Here is a 20,516-nt window from a genome sequence, read left to right on the forward strand (position 1 = left end):
CACTCGCAGCACAGGCTAATCCCCCCGGCCCCGTGCGGCGGTTCACCAGTGGCGGCTCAGCGTGTCCGGAGCTTCACCCGGTGTGGCGGCGGAGGAACGCCACGCTGCGCTCCAGCACCTGCCATGCCGCCTCCAGCTCCAGGTTGAACTGGAACTGGTGCCCCAGCCCGGCGTCCGTCTGGGGGAAGAACTCCTCCACCACCGCGCCCTTGGCCCGCAGCGCTTCGACCAGCCCGAGCGAGTGCGGCAGCAACGGGTCGGTGTTGCCTGCAGAAACGAAAGCCGGCGGGTAGTTGGCGCCCACATGCCGGGCAACGGAGGCCAGGGCGATGTACGGCCGCTCCAGATAGTCCTTTGCCCCGGTGTAGGACCACAGCACCGTCCGCAGGTAGTTCTGGTTCCCGGCTTGGTCCGCCCCGGCGAGCGATAGATCGTACGCCCCGCAGTGCAACAGCACGGCGCGCAGCCGGTCCGGCCTGGTGGGCGAGGCAATGCCCAGCCTCTTGGCATAGTCAGGGTCGGCGATGACCAGCGCCAGTTGCGCAGCGATCTGTGCGCCCGCCGAGTCCCCGGCCAGCACGATCCGCTCGGTATCGATGTGCAGCCGGTCGGCATTGTGCTCCAGGTAGCGCAGCGCGGCGGCTGTTTGGCGCACCGGGGCCGGGTAGCGGCGCACGTGGGCCAGCGAATAGTCCACCCCCACGGCGGTGAAGCCGTAGGAGGCGAGGATCCGAAGGTAATTGGCGACGTCGTTCTTGGTGCCGGAGATCCAGGCCCCGCCGTGAATCCAGACGATCGTGGGAAGGCGCAGCGAATCCTCGGCCGCCTTGTCCGGGAAGAACACGTCCAGGTGGGTATGCCCGTGGTTGCTGAGGTACTCCTGATCCAACACTTCGCTGATGCCGTCCGGCACGTGCCTTGCCATGGCGCGGGCCGTGCGCCGGCCGTCCCGCTCGGACAGCACCCGCAGCAGCACCGCCAGCGGCCGGGGACTGAAGCGCAGCCAGAAGACCAGGCCGCCGGCAAGAACCGCCGGGACGGTGACGAGCACGGCAATGGCTGTCAGTGCGCGGCGGAAACGGACCTGCATTGCTTCCTCCCGATCGGCCGGTAGTGAACCAATCGTGAGGCCGCCCCGCCCGCAGGGCAAGCCCCTCCCCCGCCTCCGCCAACGGCCGGCACGCCCCGCCGGCCAAGGGCAGGGAAGCCTGTCAGCCGAGGGCAACCACCAGGCTCAGCGCGGCCAGCGCCAACGCGACCGGCGTCATGGTCCACCGCTCGGGCTTGCTGCGCGAGATCGCGTTCATGAGGACGCCGACGAACAGGTACACCGTCAGGATCCAGATCAAGACGAGCGACGCGGTCTCCGGCAGCGTGTCGAGAAGCTGCGCCCGGTCCATGATGATGAACGCGAAGAACGCATACAGGACTACCGAGACCGCGCTTCCAAGGCGCAGCTTCGCCGGCAGCGTACGGTGGCTTCCTCCCCAGGCGAACCGGCCCAGCGGCAGGCCCGCGGCAAGCAGGATCTGGAAGACGGCCAGCAGCGCGAAGACAGTGCACGCGGCGATGGCCGCAACGGTGATCATGGGAGCAGTGTAGCGGTGCTCCCTCCGGCAGCGGTCAGGCGGCCACGCGGTCTGAAGTCGCGCCGTCAGCCGCTGGCGGCCTTGCCCGTCAGCCGCTGGCGGCCTTGCATGGTCAGCGGCTGGTGACCTTGCCCGTGAGCGAGGCGATGGGCCGCAGGAAGATCGGCCGGGCCAGGAACCAGGCCGCCACCGTCACCGCGATGGAGGCCGCGAAGATCCAGAAGCCGGTCCATCCGCCGTCGTCCGTAGCCGCGTACATGTGGTTGAGGTTGCGCAGGGCTCCGGTGGCCAGCACCAGGGTCACGTGCACGATGATGAACACCACGAAGTACACCATCACCGGGAAGTGTATGGCCCGGGCCGCCTCAATCGGGAAGTACTTGTTGACCGCTGCCCGCTTGGGCCAGGCGGCGGAGGTGCGCAGGCCGGAGACGATGGCCAGCGGGGCGGCGATGAAGACGGTCGCGAAGTAGGTCAGCAGCTGCAGCGCGTTGTAGTTCACCCACCCGTTCTCCAGCGGCCAGTCCAGCGAAGCGTACTGCAGCACGGCGGAGAGCGCGTTCGGGAAAATGTCCCAGCTGGTGGGCACGATCCGCATCCAGTGCCCGGTGGCGAAGATCAGCACCATGAAGACGATGCCGTTCAGCACCCACAACGCATCCAGGGTCAGGTGGAACCACAGATTCAGGGTGATCTTTGTCGGCGGGTTCTTGGTCTTCACCAGGCCCTTGTTGTTGCGGGTCCAGTACGCCGGCGAGCGCGTGCCGGCGCGCACCTGCAGGCCGGTGCGGATGATCAACACGATCAGGAAGAAGTTGAGGAAGTGCTGCCAGCCCAGCCAGGCGGGCAACCCGACGGGCGCGGACTCGGGCAGTTCGGAGCGGCCCGGGTAGGCGGCCAGGAAGTCCTGGACATCTGGCATCGTCCGCAGCCACTTGGCCAGCAACACCAGCAACAGAAGCACGACGACGGCGGCGGCCACTGCCGCGGTGATCTTCAGCCACGTCTTCCGGGTGCTTCCGGACGGTTTCGTCGAAGTGGACATCGCCAGCTTTCCTCGTTCCCTGCTTCCCGACAGTCCGGGCTTCGTGATTCAAGGTACCCCGCCTGCGCCGCATCGTGCCACAAGCCCGGCCGTGGCGCCCAAAGCCCCGCCGCCGCCCGGCGCTGGCGGGGCGCTGGCGGGGCGCTATTGGCCTTTCTGCGGCATCCATTTCAGGCAGTAGCGCAGGTTGGCGGTGACGGTCCGCACCGCGGCTTCTTCGTCTCCGGCCGCGATGGCCTCCGCGAGGTCCTCGTGTCCGGCGCGCAGGCACCCATCGAAGCCGTCCCGCAATCGCTGGGCCATCTTTGCCCCGTGGAACACGTCGCCAAAGCTGCCGTACAGCTCGTGCAGCAGCGGGTTGCCGGAGGCCTCGGCCACGGCCAGGTGGAAGTCCCAGTCCGCAGCAATCCAGCCCTCCAGGTCCTGCTCCGCCCAAGCGCGCCGGCGCCGGGCCAGCATTTCCCGCAGCGCCTCCACGGCGCCACCATCGGTTGACGGCTCCGACCGCACGGACTGCGCCGCCAGCCGCGCGGCCTGGGTGTCCAGCGCAAAGCGCACCTGAAGCACGTCCTCGTCGTCGTACTCGCGGTAGGCGCGGCGTGCGGTGCCGCTGATCTCGCTGGTGGCCCGCACGTAAGTGCCGTCGCCGCGGCGCACTTCGAGCATCCCGGCGTGGGCAAGCGCCTTGACTGCCTCGCGCAGCGTGCCGCGGGAAACGCCCAGACTTGCCATCAGTTCCGGCTCCGGAGGGATCCGGGCACCCAGCTGCCATTGACCCGTTGCGATGGACTCCCGCAGCCTGGACGTGACTTCCTCCGCCAGCGGCGGCCGCTGGAGCGGGCCGGACCTCACGCCCGCGCCTTCCGCGCCAGGCCGCTGACCGCGTGGGCCAGCAGCAGTTGCAGCGCCGCGCCGGCCACCAAAAGCACCAGCGGGATGGTCCAGTCGGCGAGTGCATCGTGCAGCAGGCCGAGGCCGAACGGGCCCAAGGCGGCGAAGAGGTAGCCCACCGATTGGGCCAGCGTGGACAGCGCCGTGGTTTCGGCGGCATCGGAACCGCTGCGGCTGATCACCAGCATCAGCAGCGGGAAAACGCCAAACCCCAGGCCGATCAGAACCGCGGGGAGCACGGCGAGTTCGGCGGGCAGCACGAGCAGGGCGAGATAGCCTGCCAGCGACGCCGTGCAGGTGATCATGAAGGCCGGCCGCAGCAGGCCCGGGCGGGCTGCCATCGCCAGCAGCAGGACGACGGCGGGGATGGACACCAGCTGGACCAGCGCGAGCAGCTGCCCGGCCCCCGCGGCATCCACCCCGCGCGAGATCAGGATGTACGGCAGCCAGCCCATCACGGTATAGACGAGCAGCGCCTGGATGGTGAACAGGCCGGTGAGCAGCGCGCCTTTGCGCGTGAGCAGTAGCGGCCACGGTGACGAGTGGCCCCGGGTCCGCATGCCTGACTCGCGCCTGCCGGCCAAAGCCATGGGCAGGAACACAGCCAGCCCGACGACGGCCAGCAGCGCCCAGGCGGCCAGGGCGAGCGACGGCGAGTCCAATTGCGCGGCCAGTGGGACGCTGACTGCGGCGGCCAGGGTGGCGCCCACGGACATGGAGATGGTGTAGGCGCCGGTCATCGTCGACGGCCGGTGAGCGAAGTATTTGCGGATGAACGCCGGCAGCGCCACGTTGCAGACCGCCAGTCCGGACATGGACACCACCGTGCCGGCCAGCAGCATCCCGACGGACTCGATCCCCCGCAGGCCCAGTCCGGCAATCAACAGTGTCAACGCGAGCGCGATGGCCCGTTCCAGTCCAACGCGGTTGCTCAGCCAGGCGGTCGCGGCTCCTGCCACCGCGAAGCACAGTACGGGAACGGTGGGCAGCAGGGCGGCGACCAGCGGCCCGTACCCCAGCAGCTGCTGCAGGTCGTGGAAGAGCGCGGCCGCGCTGGCAATGCCCGCCCGCAGGTTCAGCCCGATGAGTATCACGGCGGCCACGGCCGCGGCGATGAACCAGCGGCCGCGCGCGGCCGGGGCCGGGACCGGCTCCCGCACGTCCAACTCAGGTGCCAGAGCCTCGGCGAACTCCACCGCAGGGACGTCCTCCCCGCCCGGCTCCTGTCCGCCGCTGGCGCCCTCGAATGGCAGTCGGTTCGATGTCACCCCTAAACGTTAGACGTTTGATGTTTGCGCGGCAAAATGAACCGCTCCTTGGCTGGCGTCCGTTCGGGTGTCGGGGCTCCGGCGGAGGCGGAATCGCCCTCGTAACCCTCGGGGCTGCGACTGAAAACGACGCCGGCCCCTCGGGCGGGGTGGAAACCTGCCCGAGGTGCCGGCGTCGTCCGTAAAGACGGTTGCCGCTTAGTTGGCGAAGACGTCCTGCAGCGTGCCCTGCGGGGTCCACAGTGCAATGGAGTCGCCGCCGTTGTTCAGCAGTGACGCGGTGCCGTTGTTGTAGTAGGCCTCGGCGCTGTTGGTGCCGGGACCGGTGTAGACCCGCAACTCCGCGCCGGGGGCAAGCACGTAGCCCTCGCCCACAGCCAGGATATTGTTCGCCGCGTCGCGGATGATGTAGCCGCTGGCGTCGATGCTGTGGCTGGCGGTGTTGCGCAGCACCACGTGCTCGCCGGTTTCGGGCTGGACGTCGCTGCCGGCCGGGTCATTCACTGCGCCGGCGATTTCCAGGCCGGTGCCCGCGGGGAAGGGCTTCCGCCCGTCCAGGTAGCGCATGGTCTGGATCGGGAAGTCACCGGTGACGGCATCGACGCCGAGGTCAATGGAGTGCTGGACGGCCTCGGGCGAGTTGGCGGTGTAGACGCCGACGACCAGCCCGGCGGCCTTGGCGTCTGCTACATTCTGCGCCGTCAGGGTGCGGTAGTTGGTGCCGATCGAATCGGCAAAGGCCGCCCAGGATTCCAGCGTGGCCGGAGCCGGGACGGTGCTCGAGAGCTGTTGCAGCGCGATCTCGGGGGCCAGGTCGGCGAAGGTGCGGTTGGAGGCCTCGTCGAAGCCGAGGACTTGGACCTTGTCGGCGGCAACAAGCTTCTTCCAGGTGGCATCGGTGCGGAGCTCGTCGGCGACGAGCTGTTCGATGCCCGGGGAGTTCTTCGGCGACTTGATTTCGATGTACACGCCGGTCTTCACCGTGGCAATCTTCGCGGCGTCATCCAGGTGCGGGATCCGCTCCCCTTGGTACTTGGCGCCGAAGTAGGATCCGGCGTCGAGCTGCTGCAGTTCATCCCAGGTGAAGGAAGTGATGGGGTCCCCGGCACGCTCGGGGAATACCTCCTCCACGTTGGTGGTGCGGGCGGGGGTGTCGTCGTGGAACAGGAACGGCACGCCATCGGCGCTGAGCTGGACATCGATCTCGAAGAAGTCGGCCCCGGAGGCGCGCCCGTCCTTGAAGGCCGCGACCGTATTTTCGGGCGCGGTGCCGGCGGCCCCGCGGTGGCCGATCAGCAGCGGGGCTTCATCCTGCCCGCCGGGGTTGATCTGCGCGCCGGCCGCCGGGGCGGCCGCGAGGGTAGCGCCGACGGCGACGGCCGCGGCGGATGTGGTCAATGTTCGGAGCAGGCGAGATGCCATGGGATATGACGCCCTTCGTAGTGGTTTGCCGGGTTTCCCCCGCCATCGAGCTTCACAGCGCCAGTGAGCCTGCGGGCTAACCGGCTGTGAACAGAGGGTGAAAGGAAAAACCATGGCGCGCGTGGGAGGGACGGTGACGGCGGCGGCGCGATACGCCCGGCCGGGGCCGCCGCCGCGGCGGCGCTAGACTCGGAGGGGCCATGAACACTTCCGCCAATACCCCGAGCTCGGTGCGCGTCGATGCGTGGCTGTGGGCCATCCGCGCCTACAAGACCCGCTCCGCGGCCACCGCCGCCTGCCGCGCCGGACACGTCCGGTTGAACGGCAACCCGGTCAAGGCCTCCCAGCCGGTGGTACCGGGCGACACCCTGCGGGTGCGGCAGCCCGGCTACGAGCGCATCCTGGAAGTGCGCCGGCTGATCGCCAAGCGGGTGGGTGCCGAGGCGGCCTCGCACTGCTTCACCGACCACACGCCGCCGCGCCCGGCCATGCCGTCGCTCGGCATTCCGCAGCGCGACCGGGGCACCGGCCGGCCGACCAAGAAGGACCGGCGGGAGATGGACAGGCTGCGCGGCCCGCGCTAGGAACGGGAGCCCGGCAGCCGTTCGCCGGATACTTCAGGGCGTGCGGACGGTCCGGGCTGGATCGCACCGTGCCGGGCTACGGGTCAACCTAAAGGTGCCGGGCTTCTTGGTCTCATGCCGTGAGCGTAACTCACTTCACATAACCGGCCGGACGGTACAAGATGGGAAGCGGAGACGGCCGCGCCGCCGTCCCGCTGCTATGTCATTATCTGAAGGAGATCAGGGCTGTGACCACCACTTCCCACGCCGCTTCATCCACCCAGCCGGGCTACCGGGTCCAAAACCCGTCCACCGGCGAGGTGGTCGAGGAGTTCCCCACCGCCACCGACGCCGAGGTCAAGGACGCCCTCGCGAGGTCCCAGGCCGCCTACACAGCGTGGAAGGCCACGCCGATCACGGACCGCGCCAAGGTGGTGTCCCGCATCGCGGAACTGTTCACCGAACGGGCCGACGAGCTGGCCGCGATCATCACCGAGGAAATGGGCAAGCCGTTGTCCGAGTCCAAGGGCGAGGCCGAGTTCTGCACCGACATTTTCAGCTACTTCGCCACTGAAGGCCCCGAGCTGGTGGCGGACCAGGAAATCAAGGCCATCGGCGGCGGCCGCGCCATGATCCAGAAGCTGCCGGTCGGCCCGTTGCTGGGCATCATGCCGTGGAACTACCCCTACTACCAGGTGGCCCGCTTCGCCGCGCCGAACCTGATGCTGGGCAACACCATCATCCTCAAGCACGCCGAGACCTGCCCCCGCTCGGCCCTGGCCATCCAGAAGATCATGGACGACGCCGGTGTGCCCGACGGCGTCTACATCAACCTCTTCGCCAGCCACGAGCAGATCGCGGACATCATTGCCGACCCGCGCGTTCAGGGCGTCTCGCTGACCGGCTCCGAACGGGCCGGCGCCATCATCGGCGAGCTCGCCGGCAAGAACCTGAAGAAGGCCGTGCTGGAACTGGGCGGTTCCGACCCCTATGTGGTGCTGGACACCGACGACGTCAAGGCGGCTGCCGCCCAGGCGTGGGCCACCCGCATCGAGAACACCGGGCAGGCCTGCAACTCCAACAAGCGCATGATCGTCATGGAGGACATCTACGACGACTTCGTGGCGGAGCTGACCAACCTGGCGAAGGATCTCAAGCCTGGCAACCCGGCCGAAGAAGCCGAGGGCACCTTCGCTCCGCTCTCCTCCCGGGCCGCGGCCGAAGGGCTGGCCGAGCAGCTCAAGGACGCCGTCAACAAGGGCGCCACCCTGCACGCCGGCGGCACCCTGCACGATGGCCCCGGCGCCTACCTGGCCCCTGCCGTCCTGACCGGCGTCACTCCGGAAATGCGCGCTTACCGCGAAGAGCTCTTCGGCCCGGTGGCCGTGGTCTACAAGGTCAGCAGCGACGAGGAAGCCCTGGAACTGGCCAACGACACCGATTACGGCCTGGGCGGCGCTGTCTTCTCCACCGATGAGGAGCGCGCCCGCAAGATCGCCCAGCAGCTGGAGGTGGGCATGGCCAACGTCAACGGAGTCGGTGAAGGCGCCGACATTCCGTTCGGCGGCGTGAAGCGCTCCGGCTTCGGCCGCGAGCTCGGGCCGCTGGGCATGGACGAGTTCGTCAACAAGCGCCTGTTCTACATCGCCGACTAACCGGTCCGGCATCGACTAATCAGCGGGCCCCTTCCCACGCGTGGGAAGGGGCCCGCTGATTTGTGATCGTCTAAAGTCCACCGACGCTTGCGACAACGCCCCGAGAAGCGCGGCAGCGGTCGCTTGCGGCGAAGCAATAAAAAACTTTGGCCCCGGATGGCGGCCCGGACGGCACTCAGCGGTGACATCCTGGCGCAGCGGCGGTAAGTTCACAAGACTGGTGCTGAAGCTTTACGGCCGGCTGCACCGACGTTATCAACCCGCCGGACGCAAGGCATGTCATGGACTTTCAGCCCAAGCCCCAGACCAATACGGCTCCCCAGCCCAATTTCGCTCGCGAACCAGCTCGCCCGTCCCGCGCGCCCAACAGTATCGCGGCCGGGTACCTGGCACTCATGGCCCGCATGAAGTCCGCCGGCCTGCTGACCCGCCGCAGGGGCTACTACATCACCCTCTTCGCAGTGCTCACGTTGCTGCTGGCCGCGGCCTGGACGGGATTCTCGTTGCTCGGGAACAGCTGGTTCCAGCTTCTGATCGCGGCCGGCATGGGAATACTGTTCACACAGTTCGCCTTTATTGCCCATGAAGCGGCCCATTGGCAGGTTTTCAAGACAAAGCGGGTCAACGAGTGGGCTGCCCGCCTAGTTGGCACCTGCCTGGTGGGCATTAGCTACGCCATGTGGATGCGCAAACACACCAAGCACCATGGATTTCCCAACACCGTGGACAAGGACCCGGACATCAGGACGGGGTCTATCGCCTTCCATCCGGATGCTGCTGCCGGCCGCCGCGGCGCCATGGTCCGTGTCACGCGGCTGCAGGGCTACCTGTTGTTCCCGCTGCTGCCGTTCCTGGGCTTTAGCCTCTATGCGGATTCCTTCAAGTACCTGATCCGGCAGGGCAAGGTGGAGCACCGCTGGCTGGAGTTGGGCATCCTCGTGGCCCGCGCCGCGGTGCTGCTCACGGTTGTCTTCTGGTTGCTCCCCTTGGGGCAGGCGTTCGCGTTCATCGGCGTGCAGATGGCGGTGTTCGGCTTCTACATGGGCGCGTCGTTTGCGCCGAACCACAAGGGCATGCCGATCTATTCCAAATCCAGCCGGCCGGACTTCGTCACCCGCCAGGTGACGTCCTCCCGCAACATCCGCGGCGGCTGGATCATGGACCTGCTGATGGGCGGCCTGAACCGTCAGGTCGAACACCACCTATTCCCCGACATGCCCCGTCCCTGCTTGAGCAAGGCGGCGCCGATGGTTCGCGAATACTGCCGCGAGCACTCGATCCCGTACACGGAGACCAGCCTGCTGGCATCCTATGCGGCCATAGTCCGCTATCTGGGCGCGGTAGGCATAGCCGCTTCCGATCCCTTCCAGTGTCCGGTGGCGGACATCTACCGCCGGGTTTAAAGCTCCACAGGCACGTCTCCCGCCGGGTCTCCAGCCGTCAGCACACCCATCGCCGGCCAGCGGCCTGCAGGCGGGTGAACCAGCCGAGTTCCGCATGCCGGCAGGGTTTCCTTCCCGTTTCCGCGTCCTCCGTGTCCGCGGGGTCATGGACACTGGCTGGGACAGCACCGAGAATGGGCGCATGGACCTGCCCGTAATGCCGCCCGTTCCCCCCATGCTGGCCAAAAGCGTGGCCAAGATCCCCGACGGCGGAATGACGTACGAGCCGAAGTGGGACGGCTTCCGTTCGATCATCTTCCGCGACGGCGACGAAGTTGAGATCGGCAGCCGAAACGAGAAGCCCATGACGCGTTACTTCCCCGAACTGGTGGACGCGTTCCGCGAGCAGTTGCCGGAGCGTTGCGTGGTGGACGGCGAAATCATCCTGGTGGGCGAAGGCGGGGACCGGCTGGACTTCGAGATGCTGCAGCAGCGCATCCATCCGGCGGCCAGCCGGGTCAAGCTCCTCGCGGCGGAGACACCGGCCCGGTTCGTGGCCTTCGACCTGCTGGCCCTCGGCGACGACGATCTGACCTCCCGTCCCTTCGAGGAAAGGCGGGCCGCGCTGGAGAAGGCGCTCTCCGCCGTCGTCAATCCCATCCACCTGACCCGGGCCACCACCGACCCGGCGGTGGCCGAGAAGTGGTTCGGGGAGTTCGAGGGCGCCGGGCTGGACGGTGTGGTGGCCAAGCCGCTGGACGGAAAGTACCAGCCGGACAAGCGGAGCATGTTCAAGATCAAGCACGAGCGCACCGCCGACTGCGTGGTCGCGGGCTACCGGGTGCACAAGAGCGGGCCCGGCCTGGTGGGCTCGCTGCTGCTGGGCCTGTACAACGACGGAGGAACCCTGGTGCACGTGGGGGTGGCGGGGGCGTTCAGCATGAAACGCCGCCAGGAGCTGTTCGAGGAGCTGCAGCCGCTGATTGCCGATTCGGACGGCCATCCCTGGAACCGTGAGCAGCACGAGGCCGGCAAGCGCACACCCCTGACGACAGAGGGCAGCCGCTGGAGCGGCGGCAAGGACCTGTCCTTCGTGCCGCTGCGGCCGGAGAGGGTGCTGGAGGTCAAGTACGACCACATGGAGGGCGAGCGCTTCCGGCACACCGCGCAGTTCGTCCGCTGGCGACCGGACCGCGACCCGGAGTCGTGCACCTACGGGCAACTGGACGAGCCGGTCTCCTACGACCTGAACGACGTGCTGCTGTAGCGCGTGGGGCCGGGTCCCAGCGCCAGCCGGCCCGGATGACGTCGCCCGGGTCTCAGCGCCAGCCGGCGGCCGGTGCCACGTGCCGGACGATGTTGTCCAACAGCTTGGTGTTGTACGCAACGCCCAGATAGTTCGGCACCGTCAACAGCACCGTATCTGCCGCCTGCACGGCTTGGTCCTTGGCCAGGTCTGCGCCTATCTTGTCCGGCTCCCCGATGTAGCTCTTGCCGAACCGCGAGCGGGTGCCGTCCAGCATGCCGACCTGGTCGTGCTGGTCGGCCTGGCCGCGCAGCCCGAAGTAGCGGCGGTCTTCGTCGTCGACAATTGGCATCACGCTTCGGCTGACCGACACCCGCGGAGCATGGGCGTGGCCGGCCTTCTGCCACGCCTCGTGGAACAGGTGGATCTGCTCGGCCTGCAGTTGGTCGAAGGAAACGCCGGTGTCCTCGATCAGCAGGGTGGAGCTCATCAGGTTCATGCCCTGCTCGGCGGTCCACACCGCAGTGGCTCGGGACCCGGCACCCCACCAGATGCGCTCCGGCAGCCCGGGAGAGGTGGGCTCCACCGGAAGCATGCCGGCATGCCTGCCCTGGAGGTGGTTCGGGTCGGCGGGAACCATGCCCGCACCCGTGATGGCCCGACGGAACACCGCGGTGTGGCGCCGGGCCATGTCCGCCTCGGTCTCGCCCTCGGCCGGCCGGTACCCGAAGGCTGCCGCACCGTTCAGCGCCGGCTCGGGCGACCCGCGGCTGATGCCCAACTGCAGCCGGCCGCCGCTGATCAGGTCCGTGGCCGCGGCCTCTTCCGCCATGTAGAGCGGATTTTCATAGCGCATGTCGATAACGCCGGTGCCGATCTCGATCCGGCTGGTCCGTGCGGCGATCGCAGCCAGCAGCGGAAACGGCGAGGACTGCTGCCGCGCGAAGTGGTGCACGCGGAAATACGCGCCGTCCACTCCAACCTCCTCAGCCGCAACGGCAAGGTCGATGCTCTGCAGCAGCCCTTCGCCGGCGGTGGGAACCGGCGAGCCGACGGCGGGGCTCCAGTGGCCGAAGGACAGGAAACCGATTCGCTTCATATCCGCCACAACCCCGCCGCCGGTACTTCAATTCCCTAGCTCCCGTGCGGGACCACCACGGCGCGGCCGCTGAGTTCGCCGGCCTGCAGCTTGCGGTAGGCCTCCAGCGCATCGTCCATGCTGTAGCGCTCGATCTCCGGAACGATCTGCCCGGCCTTGTACATGTCCACCACCTCATGCAGGTCCTCGATGGTGCCCCAGTAGGTGTTCGTGATGACGGACTCGTACGGGTTGGTGAAGAAGCTCCACTCCAACGTGCCGCCGGCGATCCCCACCACCGTCAGCCTGGACAGCCGGGCCATGGAAGCGTGGGCAGTCTTAACGGTCGGGCCCACGCCCACGAAGTCGAACGCGGCATCGACGCCGCGACCGCCGGTGATTTCACGGATCCGCTCAGCCTGTCCCTCGCCGCCGGGAACGGTCACGGCGCCGGCCTCTTCGGCCTTGCGCATCGCCTCTTCCTTCATGTCGGTGGCGATGACGGTGGCGCCGGTCAGCGCCTTGAGGATCTGCACGGCGATCTGGCCCAAGCCGCCCAGCCCGATGACCAACGCGTACTTGCCGCCACCGGCCAGGTGCGGCAGCGACTGCTTGATGGCGTGGTACGGAGTCAGCGCAGCATCGGCCAGCGGCGCCGCTGCCACCGGATCGGCGTCGCCCAGCGGCACGAGGTTCCGCGCCGGCACGCTGACGTACTCGGCCATCCCGCCGTCGCGCCCCAGTCCCACGCCGAGGTAGGGCATCTTGGCCGCGTTTTCGCAGTACGTGTCCTGGCCGCGCGAACACGCCTTGCAGTGCCCGCAGCCGATCGGCCCGTACACCAGGTAGGCGTCGCCGGCGTTGAAGCCTTCCACGCCCTCCCCGAGCTCCTCGACCCACCCGGAGTTTTCATGGCCGAGCGTGAACGGCGGCGGCACCGCTCCCGGCCCGCCGGCCTCGAAGTCGTTGTAGATCGCCACATCGGAGTGGCACGCTCCGGCGCCGGCGACCTTCAGCAGCACCTCCCCGGCCCGGGGCTTTGGCCGCTCCACATCCTTGATGGTGGGGAAAGTCTTGAAGTCCTCGAACACTACAGCGCGCATGATTCACTCCTGCCGGTTGACTCTGCGATAGCTACACACGCCACCCTACGCACTGCCGAAAATGGTCAGCAAGCTGTCTATCAAGTTGTCACCTTTCACCAGCGTGTGTAGCGTAGGCAACGAGGCCACCTCGAGGGGCGCAACAGCGGCCCTGGCCCGATTCCAAAGGAGGCAACTGATGCAAACCGTGGAAGAAACCATTGATGTAGCCGTTCCGGTCCGCACAGCGTACGACCAGTGGACGCAGTTCGAATCCTTTCCGAACTTCATGTCCGGCGTTGAGTCCGTGACCCAGCTGACCGACACCACCAACCATTGGAGGACCAAGGTCGGCGGCGTGGAGCGCGAGTTCGACACCGAGATCGTGGAGCAGCAGCCGGACGAGCGCATCGCCTGGCGCAGCGTCGACGGCAAGTCCCACGCCGGCGTCGTCACGTTCAGCCCGCTGGGTGCCGACAGCACCAAGGTCTCGGTGCGCTTCGAGTGGGATCCCGAAACCTTCACCGAGAAGGTCGGCGCCGCCCTGAATATCGACGACAAGCAAGTGAAGTCGGACATGCGCAAGTTCAAGGAGTTCATCGAAACCCGCGGCACCGAGACCGGCGCCTGGCGCGGAGAAGTGAATGACAGCGGCCCCATCGGCACGCAGCTCTAAACCCCCAAAACCACAATCACGACGGCGGTGGGCCAGCTCTTGGAGCCGGCCCACCGCCGTCGTCATAGCCTCACGGCTCCAGGTTGAAGAAACCGGCCCGCCCCCAAGACCACGGCGGCGTTCCGGCCTCCTGCTTGATGCCCGTTCCCCGGGCTCCTTCAGCCGACAGCGGGCCGGCGGCGCCGGGAAGGCATTTCAGCACTTCCCCGACCAGGATGACGTGGTCGCCGCCGTCGTATATGTTCCATGGCGAGCACACAATCGTGGCTGCGTTTCCGCTCAGGACGGGAACGCCGTCGGCGTAGCGCCAGCCGGTAGTGAGAGCGGCTCCCCCGGCAAAGTCGTGCGACGCGTCGGCCGGCACGGTGGGGAGTACATTGACCGCGAACTTGGCTTCGTCCGCCAGTCTTCTGGCGCCGGGACTGCGCCACAGGGTCACTTGAAGCAACGGAGGATCCTGAGAGACGGGTCCAGCAGCGCTGGCCCCGATCCCGCAGGGTATCCCCTCGCGGTCGACGGCGGTGACCACCGATCTCGCAGCGCCCAGCCGGGCGAACAGGTCCGTTACCACCCCGGCGTCCGGACCGGACAGGGAAGAGTGCGGCGACACGCCATCCTCCTGACCGTCAGCCGGCCGGGCTAGGACTCGGGGTCCAGAACGAAGTCGTACGTGGTCTGCACGCTTTGGCCGTCTGCGGTTGGCTGGATGTCGAGCATCAACTCCGGCTTGGTCGCCGTGGCAATATCGTCCTCATTGTGCGGGTCGCCCGGGAAGTACAGCTGGGCGGTGAGCAGTTCATAACCCGGGGCCGAGACCTTCAAGTGCAGGTGGGCCGGGCGCCATGCGTGCCACCCCGCCGCGGCGATCAGCTGGCCGCAAGCCCCGTCGGTCGGGATCTGGTAGGGCGCCGGCTGCATGGTGTCGATGTGGAAGTTGCCCTGCTCGTCGGCAATGAAGGTGCCGCGCAGGTTCCACTCCGGAATACCCGGTGCGAACTGCGAGTAGAAGCCTTCCTCGTCCGCGTGCCACAGCTCGATTTTGGCGTTCGGCAGCGGAGAACCGTCGGTGGAGCGGACCTGGCCCTGGAAGAGCAGCGGGGTGCCCTTCTCGTCCGGACGCATGGAAATCTTGGCCGGCGACTTCTGCTCCGGGGAATTGGGGATGTAATACGGACCTTCAATGGAGCCCTTGTTGCCTTTGCGGTGGCTGGTGGCGACCTCCTCGACGGAGTGTTCGACCCAGACGTCGAGGAAGAGCGGCCATTCGCCGTCTTCGCCCACCTTGATCAGCCACGCCTTGAAGGCGTTGTACTCGTCGTAGGTCACGTGCTCTTCTAGCACGATGTCATTGACGGCCTTGACCAGCTTGCTGGCGAGCAGGTCAACCCGCTCCTGGGATGCCTCGACAGCGGCGGTCTTGCCGGACTGGCGAAAACGGTCGGTGGCGGCGTTGCCGGAGGCAGCCGCGGTGGCATTGGTTTCGGTGGACATGGCGCTCCTTTGTGCGATGTACGGTCGGCTGGGCCTACTGCCCGAAGCCAGTGGTTGAAGTGGCGGAACCATTCAGGCGGAGGTGATGTGCCTCCCAATCTAGAGGCCGGTACAACCCCGAGGGAAATACCTAAATGGCCCCTATTGAGAGGGCAGAGGTCTCAATGGCGTCGCATTCATTTGATTGAGTTCGGGTGCTTCGCCAGCGGGGTGACCTTGATCTTCATGTACGGATACATCGGAAAGCCGCTGAGGATTTCGTGCAGTTCGTCGTTTGAGGCGACGTCAAACAACGAATAGTTGGCGTACTCGCCCACCACGCGCCAGATGCCCGCGAACCGGCCATCCCGCTGCAGTGCTTGCGAGTACTCTTTTTCCAGTCCTTGGAGCCGGGATATTTCTTCCGGTTCCAGATGTGCCGGAAACTCGACTTCCATGCGGGCCAGGAACAGCATGTGATTTCTCCTCTATTCGTGGGTCATATCCGGCGGGCCGGACGGCCGGGCTGCGGCTAGGACAGGCGGTACCTGTTGAGCTTCTCCTCGTCGATCTCCGCGCCGACGCCCGGCATGTCACGGACGGTGATGGTTCCGTCTTTGATGCGGATCGGCTCTGCCAGCAGGTCGTCGGACATGTCGAGGAAATTGGACAGCTCTCCGGCACGCCGGCTGGTCGCCTCGTGGGCAGCACCGAAGGTCACCGTTGCCAAGGAGCCAATCTGGGTATCAATCTGGTTTCCCATCGTCACGTCGACACCCAGTCCGGTGCAGAGGCCCAAGATCTGCTGTGCCTCGGTGAAGCCGCTGCGGGCAGTCTTGATGCAAATGGCGTTGCAGCCTCCCGAAAGCAACTCCCTCGAGACGTCACCCGCCGTCGGAACCGACTCGTCGCCCACGACCGGGATGGGGGACTTTTCCACCAGGCGGCGTCGGCTCATGGTTTCTTTGGCGTCGCATGGTTCCTCCAGCAAGGTCAACCCGAGGCCGTCGGTCCGGCGCAGGACCTCCAGCGCTTCATTCGCGGTCCAGCCACGGTTGGCGTCTAGGTAGATCTCAACGTCGTCCCCCAAGCCTTCCCGCAGCACATGACAGGCTTCCACATCCAAGGCGAGCGGCCGCCGCCCCACTTTCAGCTTGAACGTGGTGACGCCGTACTCCTCGCCAAACCGGAGTGCCTCATCCAGCAGCTCCCGTGCCGGCCTGAAGCCGAGCATGTGGCTGACACGCATGTGGTCGGTGTAACCGCCGAGCAGCTTGTGCACAGGCGTGGACAGTGCCTTGCCCATGAGGTCCCACAGCGCAATGTCCAAGGCTCCCTTGGCCACCTGGTTGTGGATCGTGCGGTTCAGCACCGCATGGATCTTGCCGCGGTCAAGCACGTCCAGGCCCGTCACTTGTGGGCTGAAGACCTGTTCCACGATGGAGACAATGGACGTCTGCGTTTCACCATACGTATAGGGGCGCGGGGGCGCGTCCGCGATCCCGACCAGCCCGTTGTCCGCATGGACCCGCAGCAGGACGTGGTCCGCCGTGGCCACTTCGCCGCTGGCAAACTTAAGCGGGTGCGTGTAGGGGATCGCGTAGGGAATGGCTTCAATCCGCTCAATCTTCACGGGCGGTTCCTTCCGGGGCAGTGGATGTATCGAATAGGTCGAGGAAATTGTTGATCAGCTGCGACGTGTTCCCCTTGCGCCAGGCGAGGGCGAGATCGACCGCGGGGGCATCGCGCAGCGGCCGCAGCACGGTCCCCTGCAGCGCAAAGACACGGCGCGTCATCGGCACCAGCGCCAGCCCCATGCCGGCGGCCACGAATGCGAGCAGGGTGGAGGTCTCGCGTGCCTCCTGCACGATGCGCGGCCGAAAGCCGACGTGGCGGCAAGCATCCATGAAAATGCCGCACACTGCAGAATTACGTGGATAGGAAACAAACTTCTCAGCGGCAAGGTCGGACAGGTCCAAGAAGCTTTGGGAAGCCAGCGGGTGGTCTTCGGGAAGCGCGACGACCAGTTCGTCCTGCTCCAGGAACTTGAGCTCGAGGTCGCCGGAGCGGACCGGCGGCCTCAGCACTGCCACGTCGATCCGGTTTTCTTCCAGCGCCTCTTCCAGTTGCGGCGTAAGCATCTCACCCAGCACGTGGAGCTTCAGCCCCGGCAGCCGGCGTCCGGCCGCATCTACAATGCGCGGCATCAGGCGGTAGGTGGCGGAGCCGACGACGCCAACGCGCAGCACGCCGCTGGCGCCTTGCCCCACCAGCTTCACATCCTCGCCCAACTGCTCAATCTCCGCCAGCAGGCCGCGGGCGCGGTCCAGCAGTAACTCGCCCGCGGGCGTCAGCTCCACCTTGCGCGTGGTGCGGACCAGCAGTTGCGTGCCGAGTTGCTCTTCGAGCTGCCTGATCTGGTGCGAAAGCGGCGGCTGGGCCATGTGCAGGCGCTGCGCCGCGCGGCCGAAGTGGCGTTCTTCAGCAACGGCCACGAAGTAGCGCAGCTGGCGCGTCTCCACACTGGCCTCCTGTCCGTGTCCGGACGCAGCCATTGCGGCGTGCGCTCGCACCCACTTTAGGCGCCGTCATTAGTGAGAGGAAATACTTGATTTCAACCTATTGAGACTTCCCGTGTATCAATTGGGTCGACGCTGCCGCTGCCATCCCTGCTACGGGCCACGCCGGCAAGCATCCGCGTGCCGGCTCGCAGAACGCTACCGGGGACCCTTGACACCTCGTCCCATCGGCGTATGTTTAAGGAACTACTTACATAAGGAGTTGCTTACATGGCAGGGGCCGCGGACGAGCTGAGCCTGGTCTTCGCCGCACTGGCCGACCCTACCCGCCGGGCCATCCTGTCCCGGCTGCGGCAGGGTTCCGCGACGGTCGGCGAACTGGCAGAGCCGTTCCGGATCAGCCGGCCCGCTATTTCGCAGCACCTGCGGGTGTTGCAGAATGCCGGGCTGATCGAGCGCACAGCCACCGCACAGTGGCGCACCTGTACTTTGCGCACCGAGCCCCTGGACGACGTTTCGGCCTGGATCGACCACCACAGAGGTCTCTGGAACGAGCGCTTTGACCTATTGGACGAGCGGCTCCGCCAACTCAAGGAAGAAGCCGGAAATGACTGAGCAAACCACGACTCAGGACAAGCAATTCACCATCACCCGCATCTTCGACGCCCCGCGCGAAACCATCTGGCGCGCGTGGACCGATCCGGACGAAGCCGCCCGCTGGTGGCACCCGCGCGAAGTGGACAGCCCGCGCGAGTTCGTCAGGATCGACGCCCGCGTCGGCGGCACCTACGAGTACAAGATGATCGCGCCGGACGCCAGCGAGTACCCCACCGCCGGCGAGTACCTCGAAGTTGTCGAACCGGAGCGGCTGGTCTTCACCTGGGCCTCACCCGGCGACCGCCGCGAAGACTCGCCGGTGATCACGGTGGAGCTGGCCGAACTGGAGGGCGGCCGCACCGAGATGACCTTCCACCTGCGCGGCATCGAAGGTTTCGCCGGCGACAACAACGTCCACGATGGCTGGAGCGAAGCCTTCGACATTCTCGCGGAGCAGCTCCGCTAGCAGCGAGTTTCCCCATAACGGCGGCGGGGCGCGGCTTGTCGGGCCGCTCCCCGCCGTTCGCCGCACGTACGGGCCCGCGGCCGAACCAGCCAGCGCTCCTAACGCGTCGCCGCTATTGACACTCCCCCGCAGGACAGCATGATTGGACACCATCAGCTTCCGCGTCCCAGCGAAGGAGTCCGCCATGGCCCGCCCCGTGCACTTTGAGATCCAGGCAGAAGACCTGGAACGAGCGAAAAACTTCTACGCAACCGTGTTCGGCTGGACGTTCGAGGACTATTCACAGGTCACCGGCACTCCCTACTACGGCGTCGTGACCGGCCCGGAGGACCAGCCCGGCATCAACGGGGGCCTCATGCAGCGCCCCGCCCCGACCCCGGGCACCGGCCAAGGCACGAACGCCTGGGTGGTCACCATGGAGGTGGATGACTACGACGCGACCGAACGGAAGATCCTGGATGCGGGCGGCCAAACGGCCCTGCCGAAGTACGCGTTGCCGGGAATGGCGTGGCAGGGCTATTACCTGGACACGGAAAACAACACCATCGGCATCCATCAGCCCGACGAACAAGCCGGGATGTCGTAACCAAACCCGAACCAGCGGCGAGGACAGCTATCGTCCGACTCCGGCCGCGACCGACTCTAGGACAGCACGTCCTTGGTGCTGAAACGGCCGTAGGCGAGGGCGCAGGACACGGCGATGTAGCCGCCCTGCAGGAGGGCGTTGGCGCCGAAGGCGTCCCAGGAGATGGGCTGGCGCAGCAAGTCGGCGAAGCTGAGCCAGTGGTGGGTGAACAGCCACGGGTGCAGCCATTCCAGCTGCGGCAGGGCGCCGACAATCTGGGCGACGACGGCGATCACGGCGGTCGCCGCCATGGCGCCGACGGGGACCTCGGTGAGGGTGGAAATGAAGAGCCCGATGGCCGCCAGCCCGGCCAGCGACAAGGCTACATAGGCCGCCACCAGCAGCAGCCGAGCGAAGGACTCGCCGACGCCGATCGTGTCGCCGGACAGCAGAGTCACCGGCCCGATGCCAAAGAGCAGGCCGCCAATCAGCGCACCCGTGACCGCGATGGCAAGCGCCGCCGCAGCACAGAAGGCTACCGCCGCACCGTACTTGACGGCCAGCAGCCGCAGCCGGCCGGCCGGCGCGCTGAGCAGGTAGCGCAGGGTGCCGTGGCCCGCCTCCCCGGCGATCGTGTCCCCGGAAACGACGCTGACTGTCAGCGGCAGGAACAACGGGATGGACACCACCAGCCCGGTCAGCGCCACGAACAGCCCGTTCTCCGTGATCCGGTTGAGGAACGGCGGCCCGCCGCCTGGCCCGTCCTCGTCCGCAGCGAACCGGACCACCACCGCGATGAGCGTCGGGACAGCGGCCAGGGCCAGCAGCATGGCCCACGTCCGACCGCGGCGGAAGAGCACGCTGAGCTCGGAACCGAAAAGGGCCCAACCGGCGGACTTACCGCCTTCGCGTCCCTCGGCCGGAGGTGCCGCCGAAGCGCCGGGGCTTTCCTCGGCGGGGTCCTCGACTTCCACAATCTCGGGCCCCACCCGGCGGTGGCCG

General features: G+C 67.0%; 22 protein-coding genes. 8 read left to right on the forward strand and 14 right to left on the reverse strand.

What is annotated here, in order from left to right; translation table 11 throughout:
* Positions 1-73: 73 nt before the first annotated feature.
* From AC5RVD_RS01595 to AC5RVD_RS01620, 6 genes are all read right to left on the reverse strand, one after another.
* On the reverse strand, positions 74-1,090 hold the full coding sequence (locus AC5RVD_RS01595; RefSeq protein WP_494125736.1) for an alpha/beta hydrolase: 1,017 nt from the start codon (positions 1,088-1,090) through the stop codon (positions 74-76).
* A 121-nt stretch (positions 1,091-1,211) separates the two neighbouring features.
* Entirely contained in the window at positions 1,212-1,589 is a 378-nt protein-coding gene (locus tag AC5RVD_RS01600) for a hypothetical protein (RefSeq protein ID WP_494125737.1), read from the reverse strand.
* A 112-nt stretch (positions 1,590-1,701) separates the two neighbouring features.
* A complete protein-coding gene (locus tag AC5RVD_RS01605) occupies positions 1,702-2,634 on the reverse strand; it encodes a cytochrome b/b6 domain-containing protein (protein ID WP_494125738.1) in 933 nt (310 codons plus the stop codon).
* 144 nt (positions 2,635-2,778) lie between these two features.
* Positions 2,779-3,486 carry a FadR/GntR family transcriptional regulator gene (locus tag AC5RVD_RS01610; protein ID WP_494125739.1) on the reverse strand — a complete coding sequence of 236 codons (708 nt, stop codon included), beginning with the start codon at positions 3,484-3,486 and terminating at the stop codon, positions 2,779-2,781.
* Positions 3,483-4,793, reverse strand: coding sequence for an MFS transporter (locus AC5RVD_RS01615; RefSeq protein ID WP_494125740.1), 1,311 nt, complete (start codon positions 4,791-4,793; stop codon positions 3,483-3,485). The genes AC5RVD_RS01610 and AC5RVD_RS01615 overlap by 4 nt, the downstream gene beginning before the upstream one ends.
* A gap of 198 nt (positions 4,794-4,991) precedes the next feature.
* Complete coding sequence (locus AC5RVD_RS01620) at positions 4,992-6,215, reverse strand: glycerophosphodiester phosphodiesterase family protein (RefSeq protein ID WP_494125741.1); 1,224 nt, start codon at positions 6,213-6,215, stop codon at positions 4,992-4,994.
* A gap of 200 nt (positions 6,216-6,415) precedes the next feature.
* On the opposite strand from AC5RVD_RS01620, the gene AC5RVD_RS01625 reads away from it, so the two are divergent.
* The 4 genes from AC5RVD_RS01625 to AC5RVD_RS01640 all read left to right on the forward strand — a co-directional run bounded on the left by AC5RVD_RS01625 (position 6,416) and on the right by AC5RVD_RS01640 (position 11,082).
* Positions 6,416-6,799: an RNA-binding S4 domain-containing protein gene (locus AC5RVD_RS01625; protein ID WP_493989720.1), complete on the forward strand. Its 384-nt coding sequence runs from the start codon at positions 6,416-6,418 to the stop codon at positions 6,797-6,799.
* Between the two features lie 227 nt (positions 6,800-7,026).
* Positions 7,027-8,433, forward strand: coding sequence for an NAD-dependent succinate-semialdehyde dehydrogenase (locus AC5RVD_RS01630; RefSeq protein WP_494125742.1), 1,407 nt, complete (start codon positions 7,027-7,029; stop codon positions 8,431-8,433).
* A gap of 281 nt (positions 8,434-8,714) precedes the next feature.
* On the forward strand, positions 8,715-9,836 hold the full coding sequence (locus tag AC5RVD_RS01635) for a fatty acid desaturase family protein (RefSeq protein ID WP_494125743.1): 1,122 nt from the start codon (positions 8,715-8,717) through the stop codon (positions 9,834-9,836).
* Between the two features lie 181 nt (positions 9,837-10,017).
* Positions 10,018-11,082, forward strand: coding sequence for an ATP-dependent DNA ligase (locus AC5RVD_RS01640; protein WP_494125744.1), 1,065 nt, complete (start codon positions 10,018-10,020; stop codon positions 11,080-11,082).
* A 52-nt stretch (positions 11,083-11,134) separates the two neighbouring features.
* Here AC5RVD_RS01640 and AC5RVD_RS01645 read toward each other — a convergent pair whose 3' ends face one another.
* Both AC5RVD_RS01645 and AC5RVD_RS01650 read right to left on the reverse strand, forming a co-directional pair.
* On the reverse strand, positions 11,135-12,160 hold the full coding sequence (locus tag AC5RVD_RS01645) for an LLM class flavin-dependent oxidoreductase (RefSeq protein ID WP_494125745.1): 1,026 nt from the start codon (positions 12,158-12,160) through the stop codon (positions 11,135-11,137).
* A gap of 35 nt (positions 12,161-12,195) precedes the next feature.
* Entirely contained in the window at positions 12,196-13,242 is a 1,047-nt protein-coding gene (locus AC5RVD_RS01650; RefSeq protein ID WP_494113217.1) for an NAD(P)-dependent alcohol dehydrogenase, read from the reverse strand.
* Between the two features lie 178 nt (positions 13,243-13,420).
* Here AC5RVD_RS01650 and AC5RVD_RS01655 point away from each other — a divergent pair, with 178 nt between their 5' ends.
* Positions 13,421-13,897 carry an SRPBCC family protein gene (locus AC5RVD_RS01655; protein ID WP_494125746.1) on the forward strand — a complete coding sequence of 159 codons (477 nt, stop codon included), beginning with the start codon at positions 13,421-13,423 and terminating at the stop codon, positions 13,895-13,897.
* Positions 13,898-13,967: 70 nt separating this feature from the next.
* Here AC5RVD_RS01655 and AC5RVD_RS01660 read toward each other — a convergent pair whose 3' ends face one another.
* The 5 genes from AC5RVD_RS01660 to AC5RVD_RS01680 all read right to left on the reverse strand — a co-directional run bounded on the left by AC5RVD_RS01660 (position 13,968) and on the right by AC5RVD_RS01680 (position 17,889).
* Complete coding sequence (locus AC5RVD_RS01660; protein ID WP_494113218.1) at positions 13,968-14,507, reverse strand: flavin reductase family protein; 540 nt, start codon at positions 14,505-14,507, stop codon at positions 13,968-13,970.
* A 29-nt stretch (positions 14,508-14,536) separates the two neighbouring features.
* Positions 14,537-15,388 carry a catechol 1,2-dioxygenase gene (gene catA, locus AC5RVD_RS01665; RefSeq protein ID WP_494125747.1) on the reverse strand — a complete coding sequence of 284 codons (852 nt, stop codon included), beginning with the start codon at positions 15,386-15,388 and terminating at the stop codon, positions 14,537-14,539.
* A 176-nt stretch (positions 15,389-15,564) separates the two neighbouring features.
* The gene (catC, locus tag AC5RVD_RS01670) at positions 15,565-15,843 is read right to left on the reverse strand and encodes a muconolactone Delta-isomerase (RefSeq protein ID WP_494113220.1); all 279 of its coding nucleotides are present in this window, start codon (positions 15,841-15,843) and stop codon (positions 15,565-15,567) included.
* 56 nt (positions 15,844-15,899) lie between these two features.
* Positions 15,900-17,000 (reverse strand): enolase C-terminal domain-like protein, encoded by a 1,101-nt coding sequence (locus AC5RVD_RS01675; protein WP_494125748.1) that lies wholly within the window; start codon positions 16,998-17,000, stop codon positions 15,900-15,902.
* A complete protein-coding gene (locus AC5RVD_RS01680; RefSeq protein ID WP_494113222.1) occupies positions 16,990-17,889 on the reverse strand; it encodes a LysR substrate-binding domain-containing protein in 900 nt (299 codons plus the stop codon). The genes AC5RVD_RS01675 and AC5RVD_RS01680 overlap by 11 nt, the downstream gene beginning before the upstream one ends.
* 267 nt (positions 17,890-18,156) lie before the next feature.
* On the opposite strand from AC5RVD_RS01680, the gene AC5RVD_RS01685 reads away from it, so the two are divergent.
* The 3 genes from AC5RVD_RS01685 to AC5RVD_RS01695 all read left to right on the forward strand — a co-directional run bounded on the left by AC5RVD_RS01685 (position 18,157) and on the right by AC5RVD_RS01695 (position 19,535).
* Positions 18,157-18,501 carry an ArsR/SmtB family transcription factor gene (locus AC5RVD_RS01685; protein ID WP_494125749.1) on the forward strand — a complete coding sequence of 115 codons (345 nt, stop codon included), beginning with the start codon at positions 18,157-18,159 and terminating at the stop codon, positions 18,499-18,501.
* Positions 18,494-18,949, forward strand: a complete 456-nt coding sequence (locus AC5RVD_RS01690; RefSeq protein WP_494113224.1) for an SRPBCC family protein — start codon at positions 18,494-18,496, stop codon at positions 18,947-18,949. The genes AC5RVD_RS01685 and AC5RVD_RS01690 overlap by 8 nt, the downstream gene beginning before the upstream one ends.
* Before the next feature lie 184 nt (positions 18,950-19,133).
* Positions 19,134-19,535, forward strand: a complete 402-nt coding sequence (locus AC5RVD_RS01695) for a VOC family protein (RefSeq protein WP_494113225.1) — start codon at positions 19,134-19,136, stop codon at positions 19,533-19,535.
* A 56-nt stretch (positions 19,536-19,591) separates the two neighbouring features.
* On the opposite strand, the gene AC5RVD_RS01700 is transcribed toward AC5RVD_RS01695, so the two are convergent.
* On the reverse strand, positions 19,592-20,488 hold the full coding sequence (locus AC5RVD_RS01700; protein WP_494126047.1) for an ABC transporter permease: 897 nt from the start codon (positions 20,486-20,488) through the stop codon (positions 19,592-19,594).
* Positions 20,489-20,516: the final 28 nt, after the last annotated feature.

It is taken from the genome of Arthrobacter sp. THG-b23, assembly GCF_059091265.1.